Genomic DNA, 24,649 nt, shown 5'->3' with positions numbered 1-24,649 from the left:
CACCGGTGGGCACTGAGGGAGATGCCGCCCTCGACGATGCAGTCGATATCGAACTGGTACGTGGCGCGGCGCGCGACTTGCTGGCCGGGTGTGGAACGCACGACACTCTCAAAGACCTCGCGGCGATGGACTGGACGGGACTGCTGGTCGACGAGGATCTCGGCGGCAGCGGGTGGCGCCCCGTGGAGACGACGGTCATCGCCGAGGAACTCGGACGGGCGGGAAACTCGACGCACTGGCTCGGCAGCGTCCTCGCTGCTGCGGCGTTGAGTTCGGCGCCGCCCGAGGCCCGTGACCGGTGGTTGCCCGCCATGCTCGATGGAACCGGTGCGGCGGCCTGCGCCTTGGCCGCTGATGTCACGCGAGTGTCGGGCGCCGAATCGGCGGACATCATTGTCACGTTCGGCGGCAACGGAATTCAGTTGTTCGAGGCGGCCAACACCCTGCCCCGGGAAGCTGACGAAGAGTTGCTGGACGTCAACCGGCCGGTGTGGCGCGTCGACCTCTCCGGAGCACAGAACGTGCCCATCGGTAAGCCCGAGCGAGCGGAGCAACTACTCGCAGTGGCCAGAATTCTGCTGAGTGCGGATTCGCTCGGCGCATTGTCGGCCACCTTCGAGCGGCTGGTCACCTATCTCAAGGAACGGATCGCGTTCGGTGCACCGATCGCGAGTTTTCAAGCGGTACAACACCGTTTGGTGGAGCTGTTGGTGTTCGAGGCCAAGGCCCGCGCCGTCCTCACCAAGGCCGCCCGTGCGCTGTCCGCCGAAAGCGCCCCGAGCGACGCGGTCACACTGTCCGTCGCTGCACATTCCTTCATCGCGGCCAACGCCACAGCGGCCGTCGATGAGTGCATGCAACTGTCGGGTGGCATCGGATTCACCTGGGAATACCCGCTGCATCATGACCTGCGCCGAGTGTTCACGAACGCGTGTCTACTCGGCACGGCGCGCTCCAGTCGCGCCCTCTTCGCAGACAGGGCCGGCTGGTGAGCGCCCCGCATGTTCGGCCCACAGACGCCGAGCTCGCCGAGTTCCGAGCCCGCGTCAGGGCACACATCGCCGAACATGCACCACCGTTCGAGGCCCGAGAGGGACACCGGGCGCCGGAAACCGCTGAGCAGGAAGCGATGCTGCGCACATGGTTCGCCTCGCTGTTCGACGCGGGATTCGTCGGTGCGGACTGGCCCGTCGAATACGGCGGCCGCGCCGATCACCACCCACTGCACGATCGGATCGTCTCCGAGGAGATCCTGCGTGCCCGCGCGCCGCGTCCCGTCGATCAGGTCAACCTGGCGGCCCACGTGCTACTGCATTTCGGTTCCGATGAGCTGAAATCCACTCTGCTGCCGCCGATCCGGAGCAGCGAGCACGTCTGGTGTCAGCTGCTCAGCGAGCCCGATGCGGGCAGCGATATCGCCGCCGTGCGCTGTAGGGGCACGCAACGGCCCGACGGGTCATGGGTCATCGAGGGACAGAAGACGTGGATCACCGACGGGCACTGGGCCGACATGGGCCTGGCCCTGATCCGCACCGACCCGTCGTCGTCGCGTCATCACGGGCTGTCCGCGTTCATCGTGCCGTTGGCCTCACCGGGCATCGAGATCCGGCCGATCCGCACGATCAACGAGGCGATCGAGGTCAACGAGGTCTTCTTCGATGATGTGACGATCCCTGCCGACAGCCTGATCGGGGAGCCCGGCCAGGGCTGGTCGATCATCATGGCGGGCCTGGACTTCGAACGGTTCGGCATCGGCGGCAACGTGATCCTCCTGGAACTTCTCGTCGACGATCTGGTCACGGTGGCCCGTCACGGTCGCATCGACGACATGCCGGCACTGCAACACGCCGACATCCGGCACCACGTCGCGGAGCTGGCCGTCGAGGTCGAGGTGGCGAAAGCGTTCATCGACGACCATGTCGAACGCCTGGTGGCCGGCGCCGAGCAGACTGGCGACGGTTCGATCGCCAAGCTCAGTTTCGCCGAGACGTATCACCGGGTTTCGGCGTACGGCGCGCAGCTGTCGACGATGGTCTGCACCGTCGCCGCCGATCCGGATGTGGCGCTTGCCAAACAGCGTCTGAAAGAATGCTGGCTGTGGTCCCGTGCATACACCGTGTCCGGTGGCAGCTCTGAGATGATGCGCAACATCCTGGCCAAACGACGGCTCCTTCTACCGACTCACTAATGGCGCAAACCTATTGGGGTTTGATCCAAGCGGCGGCCCAGAACCACCCCGACCGCGTCGTACTCGTCGACGACTACGGTCGCAGCCTGACGAACAGCCAGTTGCACGATGCGGCGGAATGCACTGCCGCGGCGTTGTTCGAACGTGGGGTCACCAGAGGCACCGTGGTGACGTGGCAGTTGCCGACCACTCTGGAGACGATGGTCGTGATGGTGTCTTTGACCCGTCTGGGCGCGGTCCAGAACCCTGTGTTGCCGATCTGGCGCGAAAGCGAAGTCCGTTTCGTCACTGCGCAGCTCGGGGCCGAGTTCTTCATCGTTCCCGGTGTGTGGCGCGGATTCGACCATGTCGCGCTCGCCGACGAGCTGACCCGCGAACGCCCGATGACGGTCGTGGTGGTTGACCACAGCGCGCCGCTCACCGGGGGACTTCGGCTGCCGTCGGGTGATTCGGCGCTTCTGCCGGCGCCGCCGACGGACGCCGAGGATGCGCGGTGGGTGTACTACTCGTCGGGCACAACCGCGGCGCCGAAGGGTATCCGGCACTGTGACCGCTCGGTGATCGCCGGGTCGGCCGGGGTGGTGGGCATGTTCGGCGCCTCGAACAGCGATGTCAACCCGATCGCGTTTCCGGTCTCGCACATCGGCGGCGCCGCGATGTTGGCCGCCAGCCTGCTGACCGGTATGCGCCTTGTCCTGTTCGACACCTTCGATCCGGTGTCCACCCCGAAGGCAGTGGCCGCGCACCGTCCGACGATGCTCGGCTCGGCGACCCCGTTCTTCGTCGCCTACATGGCTGCGCAGCGGGAACATGGTCTCGAACCGCTCTTCCCCGATCTGCGGGGGTGTGTCGGGGGAGGTGCGCCGATCACCCCTGAACTGGGACGCCAAGTGCGTGAGACGCTTTCGGTAGCGGGGATTGCGAACTCGTGGGGCCTGACCGAGTTTCCGGTCGTGACTTCGCCGCCGCCGGACGGCGAACCCGAGGTCCTCGACCACACCGTCGGACGGCCGGTGCCGGGGGTGTCGATACGCGTGGTCGACGAGAACGAACGCGAAGTAGGTGTGGGCGAAGAAGGCGAATTGCGCCTCAAGGGTCCCCAGTGCTTCCTCGGCTACGTCGACGCGTCGCTGGACGCCGATGCCTTCGACGCCGACGGCTGGTTTCGCAGCGGCGACCGAGGCCGTATCGACGACGACGGCAACGTCGCGATCACCGGGCGCATCAAGGACGCCATCATCCGCAACGCGGAGAACATCTCTGCGCTGGAGATCGAGGGCGTCTTGGCCAGCCACCCTGCTGTCGAGGACGTCGCGGTCATCGGAGTGCCGGATCCGCGTACCGGCGAACGGGTATGCGCGGTCGTGGTGGCAACAACCGACGTCACGCTGTCCGAACTCGCAAAGCACTGTCAGGACTCGGGTTTGAGTAGACACAAGTCACCGGAACGGCTCGAGGTCGTCGACGAGCTCCCACGCAATCTCACGGGCAAGGTTCTCAAGAACGAGTTGCGTGCGCGCTTCGCTCCGCGCTGACGCGCGCGATCTCATGCAGCAGCGGCTCGGCCGTGGTGCGCGTTTCGCGGATGGTCATCCGGCGTAGCGGGTGCACACCCAAGATCAATCGCACTCGGGAGTTGGAGTCGAGCACGGGAGCCGAGATTGTTGCGACCGAATGCGCGCCGCGCAGGCTTTCATCGGGCAGCATCTTGGTGGCGATGAACTCGACTCGGAGCTGGTCGACAACCGACCGCAGATTGCCCGGTACGGAGTCATCCGACAGCGTGCCGATGGCGTGCACCGCCTCCGCGAGTGCCGGAGTCATCCGGTCGACGTCGTAGCCCCGGCTGCGGGTATGGGTCAACGCGGCGCGTAGGCGGTCGGCCAGAGCCGCATCGCCCGCTGCGCCGCGTTGAACCCATGCCTCCTGTTCGGCCACGGAATCCCAAGCAGCACAGGCAATACCGAACGGTGGCGCGTACGGGATCCGATCGTTCGGAAGCGCCGCCGGCGGCGAATTCGACGGATTCTCGAACGCTGTGATGACCAGGTCGTCTCCGATGCGCTCCACGACAGAGGCTGCCATGCCGGTCTTCTCGGCGAGGCGTCGGATGGCACTGCGGGCGACCGCGGCGGTCGGACGCTCGGCGTCTAGCCGGGACGCGATGAGGGCCATCGCTGGGCCGAGGCTGAACTCCTTGGAGACGGGATCGCGGGTGACCCACCCGCGATTCTGGAGGCTCGTGAGGATGGCGTGAGCGGTCCCCTGAGAAAGGTGGAGACGTCGCACGACGTCGGAGAACCGCATTCCACGAGCGTCAGTGCGGCTGAGTATCTCGATGATGTCGAGCACCCGCTCGGTCGGAGCTGATCCGGCCCCCTGCACCCTTGACTCCTTTTCGGCTGAATCCTACGGTGATTCTGTAATCCGAAAAATTGTTTTCGGATATTCGAGATTATCAGTCGGCGAAGGGTGCGTCCATTGCGCGCAGTCGTATTGCGTTCCGGCGAATTGACCGTGCGCGAGACGGCCGACCCAGTCCCGGGTCCGAACGACCTGTTGTTGAAGACGCTGAGCACAGCGATCTGCGCGTCCGATGTCCATTTCATGGATCGTCCAGAACTCGCGATCGACGATCCGACGGGGCGCTCTCTGTACGACGCCGACCGCGACATCGTCATGGGGCACGAATTCGTGGGCGAGGTCATCGGACACGGTCCCGGATGCGGCGACGCGTTTCCGATCGGGTCGCGGGTGACCTCAATGCCAATCCGGTTGGTGGACGGCGGATCCGGTGGCCTGCGCATTATCGGCCAGCATCCGGAGGCGCAGGGCAGCTTCGGTGAACTTCTCGTCGTGTCGGAGGCGACCGCGAGAGTCGTCGACGGGTCCGTGTCCAGCGACGCAATCGCCCTCGTCGACGCTTTCGCCGTCGGCGAGTACTACGTGCGTGTCGCCGATGTTCAACCCGGTGAGATCCCGATAGTCGTCGGCGCTGGCGCCATCGGCTTGTCCGCGGTCGCGGCGCTGTCTGCTCGCGGCATCGAGCCGATCATCGTCTCGGACTACAAGGCGGACCGCCGCGAAGTGGCGCGCTCCGGATTCGGCGCACACGTCCTGCATGATCCCGCCGAACGGTCTGTGTTCGACGTCTTCCGCGACGTGCGCCGGCAACGCCACATGTCCGGAACGGCAGTGGTGTTCGAATGCGTGGGAGCCCCGGGCCTCATCAACTCGCTAGTCACGGAGGCGGAGTTCTACACCCGCATCTATTGTGCGGGCGGTTGGTATACGGGGGACACACTGGACATCACCGAAGCAACCCGCCAGGGATTGACGCTGCGTTTCGGCGGTGGGCCGATGCCGGAGGACTGGTACGGCGTACTCGATGCGGTTGTCGACGGACGCCTCGACCCGATGCCCAGCGTCGGCAGAATCATCGGCCTCGAGGAGGTACCCGATGCACTCGACGAAGCTCGCCGCTCCGACGGGCCGCCACGCATTGTCGTGCACCCGAATGGAGATGACGCGTGAGTGACCGCGACGACCTCGCCGAGTTGACGGTCCGCTATGCGACCGCGATCGACACGGAGCAGTACTCGCTGCTGACCCAGGTTTTCACCGACGACGCGCAGGTGGATTACGGCGAGGTCGGTCATTGGACGGGCGGCGCCGCTGTCGCCGAGTTCATGGAGGTGGCGCATGTCATGGCGGCCCACACCATGCACCGCGTGTCCAATCAGGCCGTCGACATCGACGGCGACACGGCCACGATGCGTACGTACGTCGACGCCTTGATCCTCCTCGAGGACGGATCGGGTGCGAATCCGGTCGGCTATTACGACGACCATGCGGTGCGAACCACCGACGGCTGGCGAATTGCGCGTCGCTCCTACACGTCCGTTCGCCTGGCGGCGGTGCCGGCACCGTGACCGACATCGCCGCGAAGTATGGGCCGTGGGCGCTGGTGGTCGGCGCATCCGACGGTGTCGGCGCGCTGTTCGCCGAGCGCCTGGCGAATGACGGTGTGAATGTCATGCTCGTGGCTCGTCGTCAGCATGTGCTCGACGAGGTCGCCAAGGGAATCCGCGAGCGCACCAATGCCGAGACGCGGACACTTGCCGTCGACCTCATTAACCCTGACGCTTCGCAACGGATCATCGACGCGACCGATGACCTCGAGATTGGCATGCTCGTGTACTGCGCTGGCGGTGATCCCAATTACCAGCCCTTCCTTGCCAATCCGGTGTCCACAGCCGAAGACCTACTGCAACGCAATTGCCTGGTATTGATGCGGTTGTGTCACCACTTCGCAGGCCAGATGGTCGAGCGGCGCAGAGGTGGCATCGTGAACTTCACGTCGGGGGCCGCACTGGCAGGTGGCCGAAACATGGTGGCTTACGGTGGAACCAAAGCCTTCGACATGGTGTTCACCGAGGGTTTGTGGGCGGAGTTGCACGACAAGGGTGTTGATGTGCTCGGACTGGTCCTCGGCATGACAGACACCCCGGCGTTGCGAAAGTTGGAGTTCGAGCGCGGGCGCCTGGCGTCTGTCGACGAGGTCCCCGAGGGCGCGGTCACCGCCGCAAGCGTCGTCGACGAGGCGTTCGCCAACCTCGGTAACGGTCCGACGATCGCGACCGGCGATGACGTCCGGATGGCCTTTGAGCTCTTCAAGTCCATGTCACGCAACGAGGTGGTCCGACTGATCATGCAGATGTCCACTGACGTCATGGGTACCGACGACTGCCAGGGAAGCTAGCCACCGAGATGTTCACCCTTCGCTTCGACATGCGGGCACCGTCGATCGGTGCATCCCCGACGGAGTTGTACTCCGCAGCTTGCGACATGGCGGAATGGGCGGAGACTCGAGGGTGCGTCGCGGCGGTGGTGTGCGAACATCACTGTGCCGACGACGGTTATCTACCGTCGCCCTTGCTGCTGGGCTCGGCGATCGCCGCCCGGACCAAGCAGCTCATGCTGAACTTGGTAATCCTCCTTCCGTTCTACGACGTCGCACGGCTAGCGGAAGATATGGCGGTCTTGGACCACATCAGTGGTGGACGGGCCACCTATGTGTTCGGAATCGGCTACCGCGCGCGGGAGTACGAGCATTTCGGCCTGTCGTTGTCCGACCGTGGAAAGATCGCGGACCAGAAGCTCGGCATGCTGCGCCGCTTGTTGGACGGTGAGGAAGTCGAGTACGAGGGTCGCCGGATGAAGGTGACACCACGACCTCGCACACCAGATGGCCCGATGATGAGTTGGGGCGGTGCCAGCCTCGCTGCAGCGCGTCGCGCAGGCCGAAACGGTCTTGGCCTGCTGGCCAATGGTGGAGTTCCGGGAATGCAAGAAGCCTACGAAAGTGCTTGCCGGGAGAATGGTTTCGAACCGGGATTCATGCTGATACCCGAGAAGGACGCGGCTACCAATTGCTTTGTCGCCGACGATGTCGACGCCGCCTGGGACGAGATCGGCAAGTACCTTCTCCACGATGCGATGGCGTACTCGGAATGGAACCCCAACAACAACGTCTCGGCCAACATCACCACCGCCAAGACCGTCGAAGAGTTGCGGCACGAATCGACGTCTCACGTGATCCTGTCGCTAGACGAAGCGCGAAGGCGCCTCGCCGCGGGCGAGGTGTTCAACATCAATCCGCTTTGCGGGGGCATACCCCCGGCGATTGCGTGGCCGTACTTGAAGACATTCGCCGAGCTGGGCTAGTGGAGAGGAAGACATGAGCAGCGATCGCGTGGCCTTCATCGAACAGATCGCCTTCGAGAAGTGGGAGGGCTATGCGAAGCCCATCGACCGCGGCCGCCATGTGAATTTTGGTGAGAAGTTCGTCTTTGCAGCCGATTACGTGATGATGAGCCCCCATTTCAACGATGGTGCTCCCCAGACGGCGGCCGAGATGTTCTCCGACGAGGTGGCGGCGGCCATGGCAAAGTACGCGCCCGACGGAGACATGCTCACAGCGGAATGGCGAATGTGGTGGAAGCACATGCCGGACTATCGCCTCGTCAGTCCGTTCGAATGTGTGGCCGGAGAATGGGGCTTTTCGTCCTGCGACACCTACGCGGGGACGCTCGCCGACGGCACGGTGTTGAAACTGCGCGAGTGGGACTACATCTGGGTCAACGAGAAGGGCGAGGTCACACGTTGGGACTGGTTCGTCGACCCCGATATGTGGGAACAGTTGCTGGGACTCATCGGGCTCGATCCCAAGGGTTTGACCAGTCAGCAGTACACGGTCAACTTCTTGCGGGAGGGTGGCGCGGGCGCGCGGTGAACGACTGCTTCGGCAGGCGCCCGGAGTTCCGTCGCCCCGCTCGTACCCGCTAAACGCCGATCAATTGCTTGAGGTTTGCGCCCATCACCCGGGCCGTGGTCTCTGCGGGCAGACCCTCGAGTTCTTTGACGAAGTCCGCGGGCTCCGCGAGGCCTTCTGGATGCGGGTAGTCCGAACCGAACATCACGCGGTCGGCGCCGAGGATGTCGATGAGGTGCGACATGTCTTCCTCGTGGAACGGGTTCACCCAGACGTGCCTGCGGAAGACGTCGCTGGGATGCTCGCTGAAGTCGTAGGGCCGCTTGTGGTACACGCGGTCGAAGACATCTAACAAGCGGTGCGCCCAGGAGCCCCCGTTCTCGATCACCCCGATGCGTACCCCGGGGAAGCGCTCGAACACGCCGTGAGCGATGAAGGCAGCGAGGGTATCGAAGATATTCCGGCTCTCCTCGTAGATGAAACCCCGGAGCTTGCTCAGCGCGAATCCGTTGAACTCCGCCGGGTCCTCCCAGTCGTCGACGTAGCGTTCATAGCCGGAGTCCGAATTGTGCATCTGCACCGAGATGCCCGACGACTCGACCAGCCGCCAGAAGTCATCGAACTCGGGCAGAGCGGCCGAGCGCGACGTGCCGTCTTCGCGCGGGACCGGGGCCGGACGGATCAGCACCGTCCTGGCGCCGTTGTCCAGGCACCATTCGAGCTCTTTGACACCCAGCGCGGGATCGTTGAGCGAGATGGCCGGGACGGGGAAGATCCGGTTCTGGTAGTTGAACGTCCAGTCGTCGAGCAGCCAGCGGTTGAACGCGTGTGTGATCGCGTGGGTGAGTTCGGTGTCCGACTTCGTGCGCTCCTCGAGCATGCCCGCCGTGGTCGGGAACATCACCGCGCCATCGACGCCCTGGCGATCCATCAACGCCAGGCGCAGGTCGGGGCGTCGGAACTCGTCGGGACATCTGATGGGCGCGGCCAGCTCCCTCAGTGTCTTGCCTTCCGGATTGATGCCCCGGAAGTAATCGGCCCATGCCCCCGGCGTCGGGATCACCTCGTAGGTCGGATTGGGGATGGTTTCGGTGATCTGACCAAGGATCTGCAGCTTCTTGCGGCCCTTGACGTCAACGAATTTCAATGCCTCTGAGTACTTCTCGGGCAGATACCGCGTGTAGGCGTCGATGGTCTCGTACATGTGGTTGTCGGCATCCCACACCTCGAACTGTTTGACGCTCACCCGTCGGCTCCTATCGCACCATGCATCCATCAACGGTAACGATGTTATCGCAGAAAGAGAAGACAGATTCTCACCGGGCTGGTTCGGCGACGGAAACCGTTTACTTCAGGTGAAGGCCGGAGCCACGAACCGTCTGAGCATCTCCCGCTCCGTGCCGGGGTCTGAGGGAGGCCAGAACGCCAACGACACGACGATGCGCACAATCCATTGCGCCGCCAGCGGATCGTCACCGGTGATGCCGGTGAGGTCGGCGGCGAGCTGGCCGAGCATGGGAGACGAGTGGAGGTCGGTCAATCCCGGCGCCTTCGGTGCGTGGAGCGCGAGCTTGCGAATCGGGTCGGATCTGATCTGCTCGAGGGCGACGTCGATAGCGGCAGTGACGCGATCCGCACCGCTGAGTCCGTCGACCGCGTGCCGGACCGTCTCGATCACGCCTGCCGCGAGCCGCATGAGGACCGCGTCGCGGATCTCGGCCTTCCCTCCCGCGTACCGGTATACGGTCGCCCGCGAACAGTGCAGCCGCGTGGCGAGCTTGTCGATGTCGAGGGCATCGAGCCCGTCGGAGATGACCAGCTCGGTGGCGGCGGCATGGATTCGGTCCGCCGCCTCGGTGCGGCGGTCGCGGCCCATCACCCAGTCGTCGGGCACCGGCACCAGCCTCCTCATCCGTGAACCACCATGATCTCAGATCTGAGACAAACTACGGATCCGGTTTCGGCATTTTCGCAGCGTGCGGCAATACGGTGAGACATTCATGCACAAGATCGCCGATAGCGCATTTCGACTTGGTCTTCATCCGTTGACGCGATGCGAGGTCGTCGCTCAGCGTTGGGGCATGAATGTCGTGGATGGCGAGCTCGGGATCGCGCTGTTCGAGGATCGGTTCATCCAAGACCCTCAGTCGCTGTACGCGCGGATGCACCAGACCGGACCCGTCCACCGCATCGGAGACTCCGGATTCTTCGCCGTGAGTGGCTGGGATGCGGTGAACGAGGCGGTCGCGCGCTGCGACGACTTCTCGTCGAATCTGACGGCGACGATGACATTTCAAAACGGCTCGGTATCCGCATTCCCGATGGGTGAACTCGGCGGGCCAATGCAGGTACTGGCGACCGCTGACGATCCCGCACACGCCATTCACCGTAAGACGCTGTTACCTCAGCTGGCCGCCAAACGAATTCGCGACCTCGAGCCGTTCATCGCAGACACGTCCGCCGGCATCTTCGACTCCTGCGTTCGGGGCGGCGAGATCGACTGGATGGCGGCCATGGCGAACCGGCTGCCGATGATGGTCGTCTGCCGAATCATCGGTGTTCCCGACTCCGATGTCGACATGCTCACCCGGTTGGGCTACTCCGCCACCCAGTTCGTCGAGGGGTTGGTGACCGAGGAGCAATTGGCGGCAGCGGGTAAGGACGTCATGGAGCTCGGCGCGTACATCACCGAACAGTTCGGCCAGGCCTCGCCGGCCGAGCAGGACAATCTGCTGGGCGATCTGGCCGCGGCGTGTGCCGAGGGGGTCGTGGACCACACCGGGGCGTTGGCCATGTTGATCACGCTCTTCAGCGCCGGCGGGGAATCGACCGCGTCACTGATCGGGTCGGCCGCCTGGATCCTCGCCACCCAGAAGCACATTCAACACCAGCTGCGAGACCGGCCCGAACTGCTGGGGGCGTTCCTCGAGGAGGTCCTTCGCTTCGAGCCCCCGTTCCGCGGCCACTATCGCCATGTCGCGCGCGATACCGAGCTGGGCGGCGCGGAGCTCCCCGCCGGATCGCGGCTGTTGCTGCTGTGGGGTGCGGCTAATCGCGATCCGGCACACTTCGACGAACCCGACACCTTCCGGCTCGACCGGGTGGGCGCCAAGGGACACATCGCCTTCGGTAAGGGCGCCCACTTCTGCGTGGGGGCGTCGTTGGCGCGGCTGGAGGCCAGAATCGTTATCGGCCAACTGATCCAGCGCACCTCCACCATCGATGCCCGAGACATCGGCCGCTGGCTGCCGAGCCTGTTGGTGCGTCGACTCGAGCGACTCGACCTCGTGCTCGCTGGGGACAGTTGACGACAGCCGCGCTAAAGACTGGTGAAGTGCCCGCCGTCGATACCCAATGTCTGTCCGGTGACGTAGCGCGCCGCAGGGCCGACCAGGAAGGCGACGGCGGCACCGATGTCGCGCTCCGGGTCACCGATGCGCCCCAGCGGTATCCGTCGCGCTAGCCGCTCTTCCATGGCTGGCTCGGCCTCAATCGCCGCGGTCATGGCGGGTGAATAGGCCAGGGGCGAAACGATGTTGACCGTTATTCCGTAGTGCGCCCACTCCCGCGCCAGGCTCTTGGCGAAGCCGCGCAGTGCTCCCTTCATCGTGGCGTAGACCGGCAGCGTCGCACTGCCTTCCATGCCCGCCGGCGAGGTCATCACGATGAATGTCCCGCCGCCCTCCCGCAGCGCGGGGAAGGCCGAGACCGCGCAGTGGTGGGCACCGCCCAGCGACACCGAGGAGTGGTGGGTCCACAGCGCGCGGTCGACGTCGGTCAATTGGTGCGGTTGGCTGGACAGATTGCTCGTGGCGTTGTGCACCATCGCGTCGAGTCGTCCGGTCGTCGTCACGGCGCGGTCGACGGCCTCGGCAACCGAGTCGGCGTCGGTCACGTCGCAATGCGCCCATGATGCGTGGTGCCCTCGTGCGGCGATCTCGTCGACGACCGCCTGTCCGGTCTCGGACCTGGACGCGACGACGACGTGGGCTCCCTCGGAGGCCAGTGCCATCGCGATGCCGCGACCCACCCCGCCGCCGGCACCGGTGACCAAGGCGGTCAACCCATCGAGGTTCACGGCAGCATCACCGATCCGCCGTCGGCGACGATCGTCTCTCCTGCGAGATGGAGATCGGGCCGCAACAGGAACTTCACCGACTCGGCGATGGTATGTATCAGGGTCGAATCGTCGGTGACGGCTGCGGCGGTCAGATGCCCGGCCGCGGTCGCCTCGCCGGAGAACAGCGACAGCGGCACGGCCACGAGATTGGCGCCGATGCCCTGCGAAGCCCACTGCCGGGCAGCCGATTTCACCATCGCGCGGATACCCTCCACCGCGGTCGTATACGCGACGAGCCCCGGCGCACCCGCCATCCCGATCGTCGGAACGACGACGACGATCCGCCCGCCGGCCGACAAGCCGGCCCGTGCCTGTTGCAGGGCGGTGAGCGTACGCCACATCGCTTCGTCGACGAGACGATTCCAATCGTCGCCGCTCAGAGCTACTGCGTCGACCGGCCGCGGACAGGGATCCGCGACGATGACCGCATTCTTGGTATCCGCCGGTAGTTCGCCTCCGGGCGCCACGGTGACCGCGTCGAGTTCCGTTGCGAGCGAGTGTGAGAGCTGACCCGGCAAGCCCACCACCGCTGTGGAGGAGGCCACGTCACCGGCTCGACTGGGACGCGACGCGTTCTTCGTGAATCCTGACCAGTTCGCGGAACCCGATGCTTTCGTACCTCGGCTTGGGCTGGACGCCCCACTCGTCGCGCGCGGTCTGTTGGCCGGCCGCTTCGGGTGCGCCCCCGAACGGTGGGCCGCCGATCGGATAGGGCTGTTGGCACTCCAGACTGTCATCGGAGAAGCGCACCTTCAAAAGCTCGCTGCAGATCTCGTTCAGCGACAACGTCGGCCACCCGTACCAGACCGCCATCACCGGAACAGTCAGCGACCCCTCGATGACCAGGCCGAACAGGCATACCAGCAAGCCGCGCTTGAGCCACTTGTGCATTCGCGCCCAGGTGGGGGTGGTGCCCAGCGGTAGCGACTCGGCCGAATCCTTCGGCTCCACAGCGGAGTTGGTCACGACGGTCCTTTCTCGGCTGCTAGTCGGAGAAGATTTCGCGGTTGACGGTGTGCAGGTACGGGATGGCCAGGAACGGCGTGATGTAGAAGATGTTGAACGCCCACCATCCGAAGACCGGAAGTCCGACCGCTGTGTACCGGACGTCTGCGTACATCGTCATGTTCAGGATGTAGCCGGTCCACACGATGATCCCGAACCAGCATGTCACGATGGTCCACTGGTGGCCCCACCGTTTCATCTGCAACAGCGCGATCGCGGCCGCGATCCGCATGGGGAAGGCGATCAGCACACACACCATCACCCAGGCCTTCTCGCCCGGTGCACCCGCGCCGCCGATCCAGAGTTCGTTGTAATGCCAGAAGTAGCCCGCGTCGATGAGGTTGCCCCACGCGGTGAAGACCGTGCGCGTGATCAGGGCGTGGTTGGCGAACAGGTCCAGAGCCCAGCCGATACTGTTGAGCGCGGCGTCGAGGATGATGACGTAGCCGATGAGCGTCACCATCATCGGCCGGACCGACAAGCCGTCGCGCTGGGCCTTGCGCAACAGATAGATGCCACGGCAGAACACGGGTAGACCGATGATGCCGAGGACCAGGGTGCCCATGAGCGCGGTGCCGGCGATGCACCATCGATCGGCGCGTCGTTGGGCCGCCCGCGTCTGTTCCTCGTGCTCATCCATGGTGAGCGACTGATTTCCGCTTATCGATGTCATCGGGTCACCAGTCCCGGGTGAAGAACATCTGAACCTGAATCGCGAACATCGCGATCAGTACGCCGTAGATGAAGATCTGGAACGCGATCAAACCGCGCTTACGCCGTCGATCCTGATCATCCATGATTCTCCTCACAGTGCTCGATCAAGAACACGATCGATCAGAACGTGCCGATGTTGCCCAACATCCAGTAGAAGAACGCGACGAGTCCGCACATGACGACCCAGGTCACGGTCAGTCGGACCAGTTCCTGCCACATCGATGGCTCCTTCGTCCGCCGCCAAAGCACAATGCCGACAGAGAGTAGCACCGTTCTCAGAAACGAGAAGAACTATTTCCGGCCGAGACGAAGGAGGCGCCGGTCGGCGGTTCCGGCCTCGGATTACGCGTCGGTGAGGGTGAGAAGTTCGCGCTTGACGACCTTGCCGACGTCGTTGCGCGGCAGTCGTTCGACGAAGACCACCCGCACAGGAACACGGTAGGGGGTCAGGCGCTCGCGACACCACGTGATCAGTTCATCCTCGCTCACCCGGTCATCGGCGCGCACGACGAATGCCCACGGAACCTCGCCGAGTCGTTCGTCGGGAACGCCGACCACAGCCGCCTCGCGCACGCGGTCGGCGGCCAGAAGCACCTCTTCGACGGTGCCGGGGAACACCTTGAGCCCGCCGCGGTTGATCATGTCCGAGACGCGCCCGTCGAGCCACAGGAATCCGTCGTCGTCGAACCAACCGAGGTCGCCGGTGTGAAACCACCCGTCATCGGTGAGCCTGTCGAGGAACGCGGGGTCGATCTTGCGGGCGGCTGTCGTCGGTGTGCGGACCATGACCTCGTCGTTCTCGATCGTGACATCGATGCCAGGAAGCGGGCGTCCGACGGAACCGAGTTTCGTCTCCCCCCATTCGCGGGCGTCGGCGGCCGACCATCCGACGACCTCGCCACCGAGTTCCGTTTGGCCGTAGGAGTTCAGGACGAGCACACCGAACTTGTCGCGGAAGCGGGCCGCGTGGACGGGAGACAGGGGAGCGGTGATCGAGCGGACGATCTTCAGGGGGGACAGGTCGGTGACCGAATCGTCGTGGAGCACCATCGTCAACGCGGCCGGTGGCAAGACCGTGGATCGCAATTGGTGGCGCTTCACCAGCGCTGCGAAGTCCGCGGCCGAGAACCTGTCCATCAACACGACACCGGAGCCCGCGCGAAAAGCGAAGAGCACCTGATAGATACCCGCCCACAAAGACAGTGAGAGCGGTACCAGATTGGGCATCGGCGCCGTGTTCCGGGCGCCACGCTTCGACCCCCGAAGCTTCTCCAGCAGCCGGTCGATCAGGTCCAGCACCGTGGAGTGGCGCAGCGGCACCGGCTTCGGCGGACCTGTCGTGCCCGAGGTGAACTGCAACAGCGCCACATCGTCGTCGTACCGCCGAGCCTCGTCGGCCGACTTGGAGTGCGGCGTTACCGACCACGCCAAGCTCGACCCGGTGACGACCGGTAGCGCGAACCCCCCGAAGCGATGGGCCAGTTCGGGTGTCGTGATCACCGCGACCGGTTCGAGGGTTTGGAGCGCAGCGGCCACCTCGGCGTCGGCAGCCCTGGGATTGAGCGGTGTGTAGACACCACCGGAACGCCAGACACCGAACAGCGCCGCGACCGTGGTGGCGTCGTTGGGTAGCATCGCCGCGACCACCTGACCGGGCATCAGCCCGCCTTCGGTGAGAACCGTCGCCAGGCGGTCCGCACTCGCGATCAGGTTTGCCCGAGACACGTCGACCGCCAGGGTGTGCACCGCGATGTCCGGCAGATCGTCCAGCAGGTCGGAGAGGCTCACGAGTCCAGCTCCAGGGGGAGCCAGCGTGGTGTTCGCTTGTCGGCGAACGCTTTCGGACCCTCATCCTGATCCGGATGGCCCCACATCGACGTCAGATGCTTGGCCCCCTCACGGCAAGCGTCGGTCAGCCCGTGCTCGAGCGCTCCCCAGAGTGCGCGTTTGGTGGCCCGCATCGCGGCCGGTGAGTTTCTGGCGACTTTCTCGGCGAGCTCTTGGGCGACATCGCGAAGCGTGTCGGGCGGGTCGACGATCTGGCTGATCATGCCGAGCTCATATGCGCGCTGCGCGGTGAGGCGTTCGTGGCTGCCGACCAGCGCCATCCGTAACACCGCCTCGGCGGGCATCTTGCGCATCAGCGCGATCGTCTCCAGAGCGCTGACCTGGCCGATGGAGACGTGCGGGTCGACGAAGGTGGCATCCGACGCCGCGATGACGATGTCGGCGTCGGCCACCCAGTGCAGTCCGCCCCCGGCGCACACGCCGTTGACCGCGGTGATCACGGGCTTGCCCACATTGCAGTGCCAGCCGGTCAGATTCAGGTCCAGCGTCTGCATGGTCTCCTGGTACTGCTTGATCCCCTCGCCGTCGAGATCGTCGACGTCGGCGCCGACCTGAAACGCCCTGCCGTTGCCGGTGTGCACGATCACCCGCACCTCGGGGTCGGCGTCCAACTCGGCCCATGCGGCGGGGAATTCCTTGCGCATCAGCGCGTCGTAGGCGTTGAGTCGATCGGGCCGGTTGTTGATGATCCAGCCGACGGGGCCGCGCCGTTCGACGATCAACCTCTGATAGCTCACGAAGCCTCCACCGGTTCGAGCGGTTGCCAGGCGGCCGGGCGCTTTTCCCGCCACGCGCGTACGCCCTCGGCATGGTCGGGATGGTTCCGCAACCGCCAGATCTCCTCTGCGGCAGCAGCCTTGGCCTCCGACAGCCCGACTTCCAGGGAATGCCACAACGCCTTCTTGGTGGCCCGCATGGCGGTGGGCGAGTTGGTCGCGACCGCGGCCGCCAACTGGGCGGCCGCCGCCCGTAGCTCGCCGGCCGCCACGACCTGCGAGACGAGACCCAACTCGTATGCGCGCTGGGCCGATATCCGCTCACCCTTGCCGCTCAACGTCATCCGCGTGATGGCTTCCATGGGAGACTTCCGCAGGAGGGTGATGGCCTCGTAGGCGACCGCCTGACCCACCGAGACATGCGGGTCGACGAATGTCGCCTCCTGCGCAGCGATCACGATGTCCGCGTCGGCGACCAGATGCAGACCACCGCCCGCGCACACCCCGTTCACCGCGGCGATCACCGGCTTCCACACACCGCAGTGCCATGAGGAGATCTTCAGCTCGGCGTCGCGCGTGCGGCGTGAATGGCGTCGCATGGCCTGCTTGTCGCGCGCGACCTGGACCACATCCATCCCGGTACAGAACGCCTTGCCGTTCGCGACGTTGACGATCACGTGCACGTCGGGGTCGGCATCCAGCTGTGCCCAGGCGGTCTCGAGTTCGTCCAGCATCAACGCGTCGAACGCATTGCCGGCCTCGGGCCGATTCAACACGAGCCACCCGACGCCATCCGACTTCTCGACGATCAACCGCTCAAATTCGGTCAAGAGCGCGGAATCTCCTTCCAGGGTTTCCCTTTCCACGGATCCGGCTCCTTGGGTAACCCGAGTACGCGCTCGCCGAGGATGTTCTTGTTGATGTCGGTCGTGCCACCCTCGGTGCCGTTGGCTAGGCTGCGCATCATGCCCTGCACCTCGCGGGGCATCGCATCCGGGTCGTCGGTGGCAGGCCACGCCACTGCGGCGGTGCCCAGCAGGTCGACCATGAGATCCTGGATCTGCTGGTTGAGTGTGGCCTGGTGGACCTTGCCGATCGAAGAGGCAGCACCGGGGGATTGACCGGCCGAGAGTGCAGCGCGCACACGGGCGTTCGTCCATCCGCGGATCTGTTCTTGAGCCCAGAGCCGCATGATCCTGTTGCGTATCAAGGGGTCGTCCCATCGGCCGGTTTCCCTGGCCAGTGAGATCAGCCGTTCCGCACCGGACCCGCCGAGCCTCCCCATGCCGCCCGATCCGGAGCCCGAAACCATCTGACGCTCACTCGACAGGGTCGACGCGCTGACCCGCCATCCGTCGTTGACCTCTCCGACCCGATGGGCGTCCGGCACCCGCGCGCGGTCGAGGAAGACCTCGTTGAATTCCGCCTCACCCGTGATCTGAGGCAGGGGCCGTACCTCGACGCCGGGTTGGTGCATGTCGAGCAGGAAGTACGTGATGCCCCTGTGTTTCGGTTGATCGGGATCGGTGCGGGCGAGCAGAATCGCGAAGTCCGCCTCATCCGCCCAGGTCGTCCACACTTTCTGTCCGGAGATCACCCATTGGTCGCCGTCGCGCACCGCCCGGGTCGCCAACGACGCGAGGTCTGAGCCCGCGCCGGGCTCGCTGAAGAGCTGACACCACTTCTCCTCGTTTCGGACGATGGGCGGTAGAAAGCGTCGCCGTTGCTCTTCGGTTCCGTGGCTGAACAGCGCAGCGGCGGCGTTGTTGAGGCCCAACGGATTGAGCCGGGTCAGCCGCAGCGGCGCGAGCACGCTCTCGATCGCGCGAGCCACGTCGTTACCGATACCGAGGCCGCCGTGTTCGGGGCGCCAGGTCGGCGCCACCAGGCCGCTTCGGGCAAAGGTCGGGTACCACCGCCGGTAATCGGCGGGGCTCCGCGCGGCTCTCAGGGCGGCCGGGCCCTCGGCTGCCGCGGCGCGCCATTGGGCCGGCACCTCCGCCGCGACCCACTGCCGCACCACCTCGACGGCGTCATCGGCGGGGGTCTCTGCGCTGATCGGTAATGCTGTCATGTTCGCCTCAACGACCCTTGAACTCCGGGGGCCGCTTGTCCCGGAATGCGGCCAGGCCTTCTTTGAAGTCATCGCTGCGACTGGATAATTCGAGGGCCATCGCCTCGTTCTGGAGATGACGATCGAGATCCAGGCCGTTGCCGCTGTGCAGCAGCCACTTGGTGAGGCCGAGCGCGACCGTGGGTGCGGCGGCGAGCCGATTGACGAGATCCGTTGCCGCACCCTCGAGTTCAGTGTCAGGGCAGGCGCGGTGGATGATGCCCCACTGCGCGGCCGTGGTCCCGGAGAGTTCCTCGCCGAGCATCAACAGCTGGCGGGTGCGAACCATCCCGACGAGTCGAGGCAGCAACCAGGCCGCACCGCTGTCGGGCGTGAAGCCGCGCGCCATGAAGGGTTCCCAGAACACCGCGCCCGAGGCCGCCAGGCAGAAGTCGGACGCCAACGCGAGGTGGAAACCTAGGCCGGCCGCCCAGCCGCGAACCACAGCGACGACGGGCACCTGGGTCTCGAGCAGCAAGGGGATGAGCCTGTTGGCCTTGTTGGGCAGCCGTCGCTGCGTGCTCCCCACGCGCGGTTTGCGTTCCGACTTGGCGTTGTTGGCCACCAGATCGGCGCCGGCGCAAAAGTCCGGACCTTCGGCGTCGATACGGATGACGCGAACCGATTCGTCGGTGCCGCAACGGGACAGGTGCCCGATCATCGCGTCGAGCATGGTGTCGTTGACCGCGTTGCGGCGGTCCGCCCGGTCCAGGGTCAGCCGCAGAACCGGGCCCTGTTGTTCGGCCCGGAGTCCGGGAACGGTCGGATACGTCACGGCCGGCTCACTGTTCGGTGAATCGGTTTGAGACGGCCACCAGCAGATCGGCGAGGTCGGTCGCCCCGCCGGGCGGTTCCGGCAGGCGGACGGGGCCCCGCTGCCTGCTGGGCAGCAGGATGGTGGCGTGTCCCGGCGTGGTCACTTGGCCGCGGTGATTGGTCGCCGCAAGGTCCAGGTCCACCGCCGGACGGTCCCCGTCGGCCAGGTACTTGCGGGTGACGGTACCGGTGATGGTGTGCAGATCGCCGACGTAGTTGAACAACCGGAACTCACAATCCAGTTTCCACAGCCAGGCATCGTCGCCCATCCAGTCCGTGCACAGATGGATGAGCCACGTCTCGCGCATGCGACCGTAGTCGAATGTCGTCGGGTTGCCCGCGTTGCGCGCGGCGCTCGGGTCCCAGTGCACCCGCTGTTGGACGTCGGGGACTCCGTGCTCGTTGGGTGTGTAGAACCGCGGAATCCGTTGCTTGTTCTGCCAGGCCAGCCTCAGGGGCCGGACGCCGTACATGCCCATGCCCATCCCGACGTGCCAGCACACCATGTCGGTGACGGTGAGCGGACCCTTGGTGAGCGGGCCGATCTCGTCTCCTTCGGCGACGTCCTCCCACCAACGCGGTTCGGCGCCTCGGGGCGTCTCGCGGGCGTACCGCGAGTCGATCTCGGCGATCTCGTCGGCGCTCCATGTCTTGACGTCCACGTCTTCGTACTTCTTGCGTCCCCTGGCCTTGCTGCGTTCGGTGCGGATCATGTTCCGGTACTGGCCGCCGAGGATGACGCCGACGTCGTCGGCGAACACCTGTGCCGACCATTCGTGCACAGCCCGGGCGGCGAACTCACTGCTTTTGTCCAGCGCGGCGACAAGGGCGTTGCGCCGGAAGACTCGCCGGTTCGCGCGCAGCGGCGCCCACCACTCGCGCGAGGACCCGCCGTAGAAGGCGTGAACACCGCGAAGCGGGTCACCGGTGGTCGGTTCCCGGTCCTCCTGGGAGAGTTCGGTGACCTCGTCCTCGCCGATCAACGTGTCGCCGCCGATCAGCGCGGGCGGTGCGATCGGTTCACCCCAGACCGACTTCGTCGCGTACTCGGGATCGGACCACAGCGGGTTCGCGTCGCCGTAGCTTTCCGCCACGATCCGGAACGTGTCCTCGTTGGGCCGGCGGTAGTGCGGAGGTTGAGTGTGTGGCACGGCGACGCCGATGCGGGCGCGCAATCTGGCCAAACCCTCATCCGTGATTTGGCCCGTTGCCGAGGACTGGGTCACGCATGCCTCCTCAGTTCGGGCCTCCTCAGTTCGGCACAAATTGTCCCGGGGACGTCGGCGGAAATTAAGATACCCGAAAAACGGAAACGTCGTTAACGCAGGGGTGAGCGAGTTGACTGAAGAGCGGTCGGGTATCGAGAGCGCGGTCGGATCCGATGGTGTCTGTCGGATCACCATCGACCGCGCCGATGCCGCAAACTCGTTGTCGCCGTTGGCACGTGAAGCCCTCACGGACGCGTTCGAAAAGGCCGATGACGATCCTTCGGTGCGAAGCGTGTTGTTGCGGGCGACGGGGGACCGGCACTTCTGCTCAGGTGCGGGTTTGGGCCCGCAATCGGCACAGCCCACCGCTGAGAAGAAGCCCGGAGACGTCGCTTTAATGCTGCAGAAGGGTTATCAGCGACTGATCTCCGCGGTGCTCGATTGTGACAAGCCGGTGGTCGCCGCGATCAAGGGTGTGGCTGCGGGTGCCGGCGCGAGCCTAATGCTCGCCTGCGATCTGGTCGTCATGTCCACCGAGGCACGCCTGGTGGAGGCATTCGTGCACCGCGGCATCCTGCCGGACTCGGGCGCGATACATCTGCTGACCAGGATCGTGGGGCTGCGCAAGGCCACCGAACTCCTGATGCTCGGAGAACCCGTCGACGCCGCGACCTGCGAGCGACTCACGTTGGTGAACCGAGTGGTGGCGCCGGGGGAGACCGACGCGGTCGCCGAGGAACTGGCCCGCCGCCTGGCCGCGGGCCCGACCGTCATGCTGGCACTGACCAAGCGCCTGTTGTCCGTGTCGTCGGAATCGGGACGCGACCGGGCTTTTGAGCAGGAGGCCTGGGCGCAGGAGGTGGTGTCGTGGACCGCCGACCTGCAGGAGGGGCTGCGGTCGTTCGCAGAGCGCCGCCCGCCGAACTTTCAGGGCCGCTGACGATCACCCGTTCGCCGGACCGCCACGAATGGTGAAGGTGGTGCTGTCGTCGATCTCGTCGATCGCCTCTGCCACCAATTCGGCTGTGAGTGAACGGTTCTCGATTCCCTTGGTGACACCGATGAACACCCGCGACACCTTGCCCGCGCCCACCGAATAGATGTGCGCGGTGCGATCGCAATCCCGGTGGGACAGATAGACCACCACGGGTGTCACCAACTCCGGGTCCATCGCCTTGCCCGCCTCACCCATGATGTCCTCGGTCATCCGGGTTCGAGCGATCGGCGCGACGGCGTTGATGGCGATGCCGTTTCGCGCACCCTCGATCGCCAGCACATGCATCATCCCGACCAGCCCCATCTTTGCCGCACCGTAATTGGCCTGTCCGAAGTTCCCGAACAGACCGGTGCCAGAGGTGGTTTGAACGATCCGCCCGTAATTCTGCTCGCGCATGATGGGCCACGCGGCCCGGGTCACGTTGAAAGCGCCGGCCAGGTGGACCGAGATCACCGCGTCCACCTGCTCGGCGGTCATGTTCTTGAACGCTGCATCGCGGAGGATGCCCGCATTGTTGACGAGGATGTCGAGTCGACCGTAGGCGTCCGTCGCCGCCGCGACGATCGCCGCGCCACCGTCCTCCGTCGCGACGGAGTCGCCGTTGGCGATCGCGGTGCCGCCCGCGGCGGTGATCTCGTCGACGACCGCTTGCGCCGCCGAGATCGAGGCGCCTTGCCCGTCGACGGCGGTGCCGAGATCGTTGACCACGACGCGGGCGCCGCGGCGGGCGAGTTCGAGTGCGTGACAGCGGCCGAGCCCTCCGCCCGCGCCGGTGACAACGGCAACCTGATCATCGAAGGTCAATGTCGATGAGCGCTCGCGCGAAGAGTATTGATCTGACGCCATGCTTGAGAGGTTACATTTACGTTGACGAGAATCTGTATTTGCATCGGAGGACACCATGAGCGCGGCCATCGAGCTGCTGCGACACGCGCGGGAACGAGCGGGCGGTCTCAGGGCCCGCTACCGTGCCGCCGGCTTCTGGTCGGACCGGCCGCTCGACGTCGTGCGGTCGGCTGCTCAGCGGTATCCGGCACGGCCGGCGCTGATCGATCGCGGTGCCGAATTAACCTACGCAGCACTGGATGAGCAGGTCGATCGGGCGGCCCGCGCGCTTCGCGACGCCGGCGTCGGCGCGACGACGCCCATCGTTGTCGTGGTCGGCAACGACATCGGTTCGGTCGTCGCCGTGCACGCCGCCATCCGTGTCGACGCGGTGGTACTGCTCGCGCCGCGCAGCGCGGGCGCGACACAGGTCGCCGACATCGTCGCCCGTACCGGGGCCCGGTTCGGCCTGGCCCCGAACTGGCCTCCCGCGGGTGACGCACCCTTGCGGGACGCGTGCACCTGGATCGACATCTTCCGCACGTCGGAGACATCGGTGAGCGACGGGCCCCAGCGGCCCGCCGACGAGCCGTCCTTCGTTCTCTACACCTCCGGCACGACGTCTCGGCCCAAGGGCGTCATCCATTCGCTGAGCACCCTTACCAAGGCATCGGCCAACTACATCGCCGCCGCCGGACTCGGCCGGGACGACCGCATCTTCCTCATCAGCCCGCTCGCCTCGGTCACCGGCGTGCTGCAGGCTCTGTTCATCGGGCCCATGCTCGCCGTGCCGGTGGTGCTCGAGGATCGGTGGGATCCCGCCGCGACGTGTGACCTTCTGTTGTCCTCGGGCGCAACGTGGTACGGCGGTCCGGACCGGCTGCTCGACCGGCTGCTCGACGAAGCGGTCGCCAGGGGGAGCGTCGTGCCGCTGCGGGCGGTGTATCTCGGTGGCACGATGCTCGACAGACGCATCGTCGAACGGGTTGAAGACGATTTCGGCATTGTCGTGATGCGGGCGTACGGATCGTCGGAGGTGCCGGTCAGCACGTCGGGGCTGCGCGCCGAGAGCAGGGCGGTACGTCATGCGGATGACGGTGTCGCGCTGAAGGACGTCGACGTGCGGGTGGGGTCGGCGGGGGACCCGGGCGAGTGTTGTATCAAGGGCCCGCACGCCTTCCTCGGTTACACGGACACCGAGGACGATCTGAACGCGTTCGACGGGGAGTGGTTCCGGACCGGTGACGTGGCCGAGGTCAGCGAACACCGCGTGCGGATCGTGGGCCGGATCAAGGACATCGTCATCCGCAACGGAATGAAGATCCCCGCGGCGGAAGTCGAGGAGGCGGTGGCGCGGATCCCGGGTGTGCGAGAGTGCGCGGCCTACTCGGTTCCGGACGCCACCACCGGTGAACGGCTGGCGGTTGCCTTGATGCTCGACGACGGCGTCGAGATATCGCTCGCCGACGTGGCGGATGCCCTCGTCGGGGACGGAATGCCGAAATACAAGCTGCCCGAGGAGTTGGTGTTCTGGGATGAGCCCCTGCCGCTCAACGCCAACGGCAAGGTGCAACGCAATACCCTGGAGGCGCGTTCGGAGGGTCGGCCGCGGGTACTCGCCGACCGCCTCACCGTCGCCGGTTGAGTCGACCGCCGTTCGTCAATCGCCGGTATCGCCACTGACGTTGGCGGTGGCCTTCTTCATCTGAGCCTGCCAGTCCGACGCATCGCCGGTCTTCTCCTTCTTCGACAGGGCTTGGATGGAGACGTCGTGGCCTTCGGCGGCTTTGCGGAGTGCGCCGACGGTGGCTTGTTCGCGGGTGAT

The 24,649-nt window shown here is 65.6% G+C and carries 25 protein-coding genes and 1 pseudogene; 11 read left to right on the top strand and 15 right to left on the bottom strand.

Annotated elements, in window-relative coordinates; all coding sequences use genetic code 11:
* Positions 1–5 precede the first annotated feature (5 nt).
* The 3 genes from A5752_RS05800 to A5752_RS05790 are packed head-to-tail and all read left to right on the top strand — an operon-like array spanning position 6 to position 3,723.
* A complete protein-coding gene (locus A5752_RS05800) occupies positions 6–992 on the top strand; it encodes an acyl-CoA dehydrogenase family protein (RefSeq protein WP_067083239.1) in 987 nt (328 codons plus the stop codon).
* Positions 989–2,188 carry an acyl-CoA dehydrogenase family protein gene (locus A5752_RS05795; RefSeq protein ID WP_067083238.1) on the top strand — a complete coding sequence of 400 codons (1,200 nt, stop codon included), beginning with the start codon at positions 989–991 and terminating at the stop codon, positions 2,186–2,188. The genes A5752_RS05800 and A5752_RS05795 overlap by 4 nt, the downstream gene beginning before the upstream one ends.
* Positions 2,188–3,723 (top strand): class I adenylate-forming enzyme family protein, encoded by a 1,536-nt coding sequence (locus tag A5752_RS05790; protein ID WP_067083236.1) that lies wholly within the window; start codon positions 2,188–2,190, stop codon positions 3,721–3,723. The genes A5752_RS05795 and A5752_RS05790 overlap by 1 nt, the downstream gene beginning before the upstream one ends.
* On the opposite strand, the gene A5752_RS05785 is transcribed toward A5752_RS05790, so the two are convergent.
* Positions 3,686–4,573: a helix-turn-helix domain-containing protein gene (locus A5752_RS05785; protein ID WP_067083234.1), complete on the bottom strand. Its 888-nt coding sequence runs from the start codon at positions 4,571–4,573 to the stop codon at positions 3,686–3,688. The two genes, A5752_RS05790 and A5752_RS05785, sit on opposite strands and share 38 nt — an antisense overlap.
* A gap of 96 nt (positions 4,574–4,669) precedes the next feature.
* On the opposite strand from A5752_RS05785, the gene A5752_RS05780 reads away from it, so the two are divergent.
* From A5752_RS05780 to A5752_RS05760, 5 genes are read left to right on the top strand one after another with little or no spacing between them, the layout of a single operon-like run.
* On the top strand, positions 4,670–5,722 hold the full coding sequence (locus tag A5752_RS05780; protein ID WP_067083386.1) for a zinc-binding dehydrogenase: 1,053 nt from the start codon (positions 4,670–4,672) through the stop codon (positions 5,720–5,722).
* Positions 5,719–6,120: a nuclear transport factor 2 family protein gene (locus A5752_RS05775; RefSeq protein WP_067083232.1), complete on the top strand. Its 402-nt coding sequence runs from the start codon at positions 5,719–5,721 to the stop codon at positions 6,118–6,120. The genes A5752_RS05780 and A5752_RS05775 overlap by 4 nt, the downstream gene beginning before the upstream one ends.
* Positions 6,117–6,950 carry an SDR family NAD(P)-dependent oxidoreductase gene (locus A5752_RS05770; protein WP_082963761.1) on the top strand — a complete coding sequence of 278 codons (834 nt, stop codon included), beginning with the start codon at positions 6,117–6,119 and terminating at the stop codon, positions 6,948–6,950. The genes A5752_RS05775 and A5752_RS05770 overlap by 4 nt, the downstream gene beginning before the upstream one ends.
* Positions 6,951–6,958: 8 nt before the next feature.
* The gene (locus A5752_RS05765; protein WP_067083231.1) at positions 6,959–7,915 is read left to right on the top strand and encodes an LLM class flavin-dependent oxidoreductase; all 957 of its coding nucleotides are present in this window, start codon (positions 6,959–6,961) and stop codon (positions 7,913–7,915) included.
* A gap of 28 nt (positions 7,916–7,943) precedes the next feature.
* Positions 7,944–8,483: a hypothetical protein gene (locus tag A5752_RS05760; RefSeq protein WP_231983331.1), complete on the top strand. Its 540-nt coding sequence runs from the start codon at positions 7,944–7,946 to the stop codon at positions 8,481–8,483.
* A gap of 49 nt (positions 8,484–8,532) precedes the next feature.
* Here A5752_RS05760 and A5752_RS05755 read toward each other — a convergent pair whose 3' ends face one another.
* Both A5752_RS05755 and A5752_RS05750 read right to left on the bottom strand, forming a co-directional pair.
* Entirely contained in the window at positions 8,533–9,666 is a 1,134-nt protein-coding gene (locus tag A5752_RS05755; protein WP_231983336.1) for an amidohydrolase family protein, read from the bottom strand.
* 147 nt (positions 9,667–9,813) lie between these two features.
* Positions 9,814–10,374 (bottom strand): TetR/AcrR family transcriptional regulator, encoded by a 561-nt coding sequence (locus tag A5752_RS05750; protein WP_067083226.1) that lies wholly within the window; start codon positions 10,372–10,374, stop codon positions 9,814–9,816.
* A 169-nt stretch (positions 10,375–10,543) separates the two neighbouring features.
* Here A5752_RS05750 and A5752_RS05745 point away from each other — a divergent pair, with 169 nt between their 5' ends.
* Positions 10,544–11,770: a cytochrome P450 gene (locus tag A5752_RS05745; RefSeq protein ID WP_067083225.1), complete on the top strand. Its 1,227-nt coding sequence runs from the start codon at positions 10,544–10,546 to the stop codon at positions 11,768–11,770.
* An 11-nt stretch (positions 11,771–11,781) separates the two neighbouring features.
* Here the strand turns inward: A5752_RS05745 and A5752_RS05740 are convergent, their stop codons facing one another.
* The 10 genes from A5752_RS05740 to A5752_RS05695 all read right to left on the bottom strand — a co-directional run bounded on the left by A5752_RS05740 (position 11,782) and on the right by A5752_RS05695 (position 21,020).
* Positions 11,782–12,540 (bottom strand): SDR family NAD(P)-dependent oxidoreductase, encoded by a 759-nt coding sequence (locus tag A5752_RS05740; RefSeq protein WP_067083223.1) that lies wholly within the window; start codon positions 12,538–12,540, stop codon positions 11,782–11,784.
* On the bottom strand, positions 12,537–13,127 hold the full coding sequence (locus tag A5752_RS05735; protein ID WP_067083221.1) for an SDR family oxidoreductase: 591 nt from the start codon (positions 13,125–13,127) through the stop codon (positions 12,537–12,539). Before A5752_RS05735 ends, A5752_RS05740 begins: the two co-directional genes overlap by 4 nt.
* Before the next feature lies 1 nt (position 13,128).
* Positions 13,129–13,473, bottom strand: coding sequence for a hypothetical protein (locus A5752_RS05730; protein WP_067083383.1), 345 nt, complete (start codon positions 13,471–13,473; stop codon positions 13,129–13,131).
* A 94-nt stretch (positions 13,474–13,567) separates the two neighbouring features.
* Entirely contained in the window at positions 13,568–14,227 is a 660-nt protein-coding gene (locus A5752_RS05725; RefSeq protein ID WP_067083220.1) for a hypothetical protein, read from the bottom strand.
* A gap of 416 nt (positions 14,228–14,643) precedes the next feature.
* Positions 14,644–16,089 (bottom strand): class I adenylate-forming enzyme family protein, encoded by a 1,446-nt coding sequence (locus A5752_RS05720; RefSeq protein ID WP_067083218.1) that lies wholly within the window; start codon positions 16,087–16,089, stop codon positions 14,644–14,646.
* A complete protein-coding gene (locus A5752_RS05715) occupies positions 16,086–16,886 on the bottom strand; it encodes an enoyl-CoA hydratase/isomerase family protein (protein ID WP_067083216.1) in 801 nt (266 codons plus the stop codon). Before A5752_RS05715 ends, A5752_RS05720 begins: the two co-directional genes overlap by 4 nt.
* Positions 16,883–17,695 carry an enoyl-CoA hydratase/isomerase family protein gene (locus tag A5752_RS05710; protein WP_067083214.1) on the bottom strand — a complete coding sequence of 271 codons (813 nt, stop codon included), beginning with the start codon at positions 17,693–17,695 and terminating at the stop codon, positions 16,883–16,885. The genes A5752_RS05715 and A5752_RS05710 overlap by 4 nt, the downstream gene beginning before the upstream one ends.
* Positions 17,692–18,939, bottom strand: coding sequence for an acyl-CoA dehydrogenase family protein (locus A5752_RS05705; RefSeq protein WP_067083212.1), 1,248 nt, complete (start codon positions 18,937–18,939; stop codon positions 17,692–17,694). The genes A5752_RS05710 and A5752_RS05705 overlap by 4 nt, the downstream gene beginning before the upstream one ends.
* Positions 18,940–18,946: 7 nt before the next feature.
* Positions 18,947–19,753 (bottom strand): enoyl-CoA hydratase/isomerase family protein, encoded by an 807-nt coding sequence (locus A5752_RS05700; protein WP_067083210.1) that lies wholly within the window; start codon positions 19,751–19,753, stop codon positions 18,947–18,949.
* A gap of 7 nt (positions 19,754–19,760) precedes the next feature.
* Entirely contained in the window at positions 19,761–21,020 is a 1,260-nt protein-coding gene (locus A5752_RS05695; RefSeq protein WP_067083209.1) for a hotdog family protein, read from the bottom strand.
* A 103-nt stretch (positions 21,021–21,123) separates the two neighbouring features.
* Here A5752_RS05695 and A5752_RS05690 point away from each other — a divergent pair, with 103 nt between their 5' ends.
* The gene (locus A5752_RS05690) at positions 21,124–21,942 is read left to right on the top strand and encodes an enoyl-CoA hydratase/isomerase family protein (RefSeq protein WP_067083207.1); all 819 of its coding nucleotides are present in this window, start codon (positions 21,124–21,126) and stop codon (positions 21,940–21,942) included.
* 3 nt (positions 21,943–21,945) lie between these two features.
* Here A5752_RS05690 and A5752_RS05685 read toward each other — a convergent pair whose 3' ends face one another.
* Complete coding sequence (locus A5752_RS05685) at positions 21,946–22,845, bottom strand: SDR family NAD(P)-dependent oxidoreductase (protein ID WP_067083205.1); 900 nt, start codon at positions 22,843–22,845, stop codon at positions 21,946–21,948.
* Between the two features lie 55 nt (positions 22,846–22,900).
* On the opposite strand from A5752_RS05685, the gene A5752_RS05680 reads away from it, so the two are divergent.
* Entirely contained in the window at positions 22,901–24,469 is a 1,569-nt protein-coding gene (locus tag A5752_RS05680) for a class I adenylate-forming enzyme family protein (RefSeq protein WP_067083204.1), read from the top strand.
* Positions 24,470–24,484: 15 nt separating this feature from the next.
* Here the strand turns inward: A5752_RS05680 and A5752_RS27400 are convergent.
* Positions 24,485–24,649, bottom strand: a pseudogene (locus A5752_RS27400) (amidohydrolase family protein); the annotation flags it as partial.

This window comes from Mycobacterium sp. 852002-51961_SCH5331710, from assembly GCF_001665535.1.
In the GTDB taxonomy this organism is placed as follows: domain Bacteria; phylum Actinomycetota; class Actinomycetes; order Mycobacteriales; family Mycobacteriaceae; genus Mycobacterium.
Note: the sequence above shows the minus strand (reverse complement) of the source record. Positions and strands in the feature narration are given on the sequence as shown.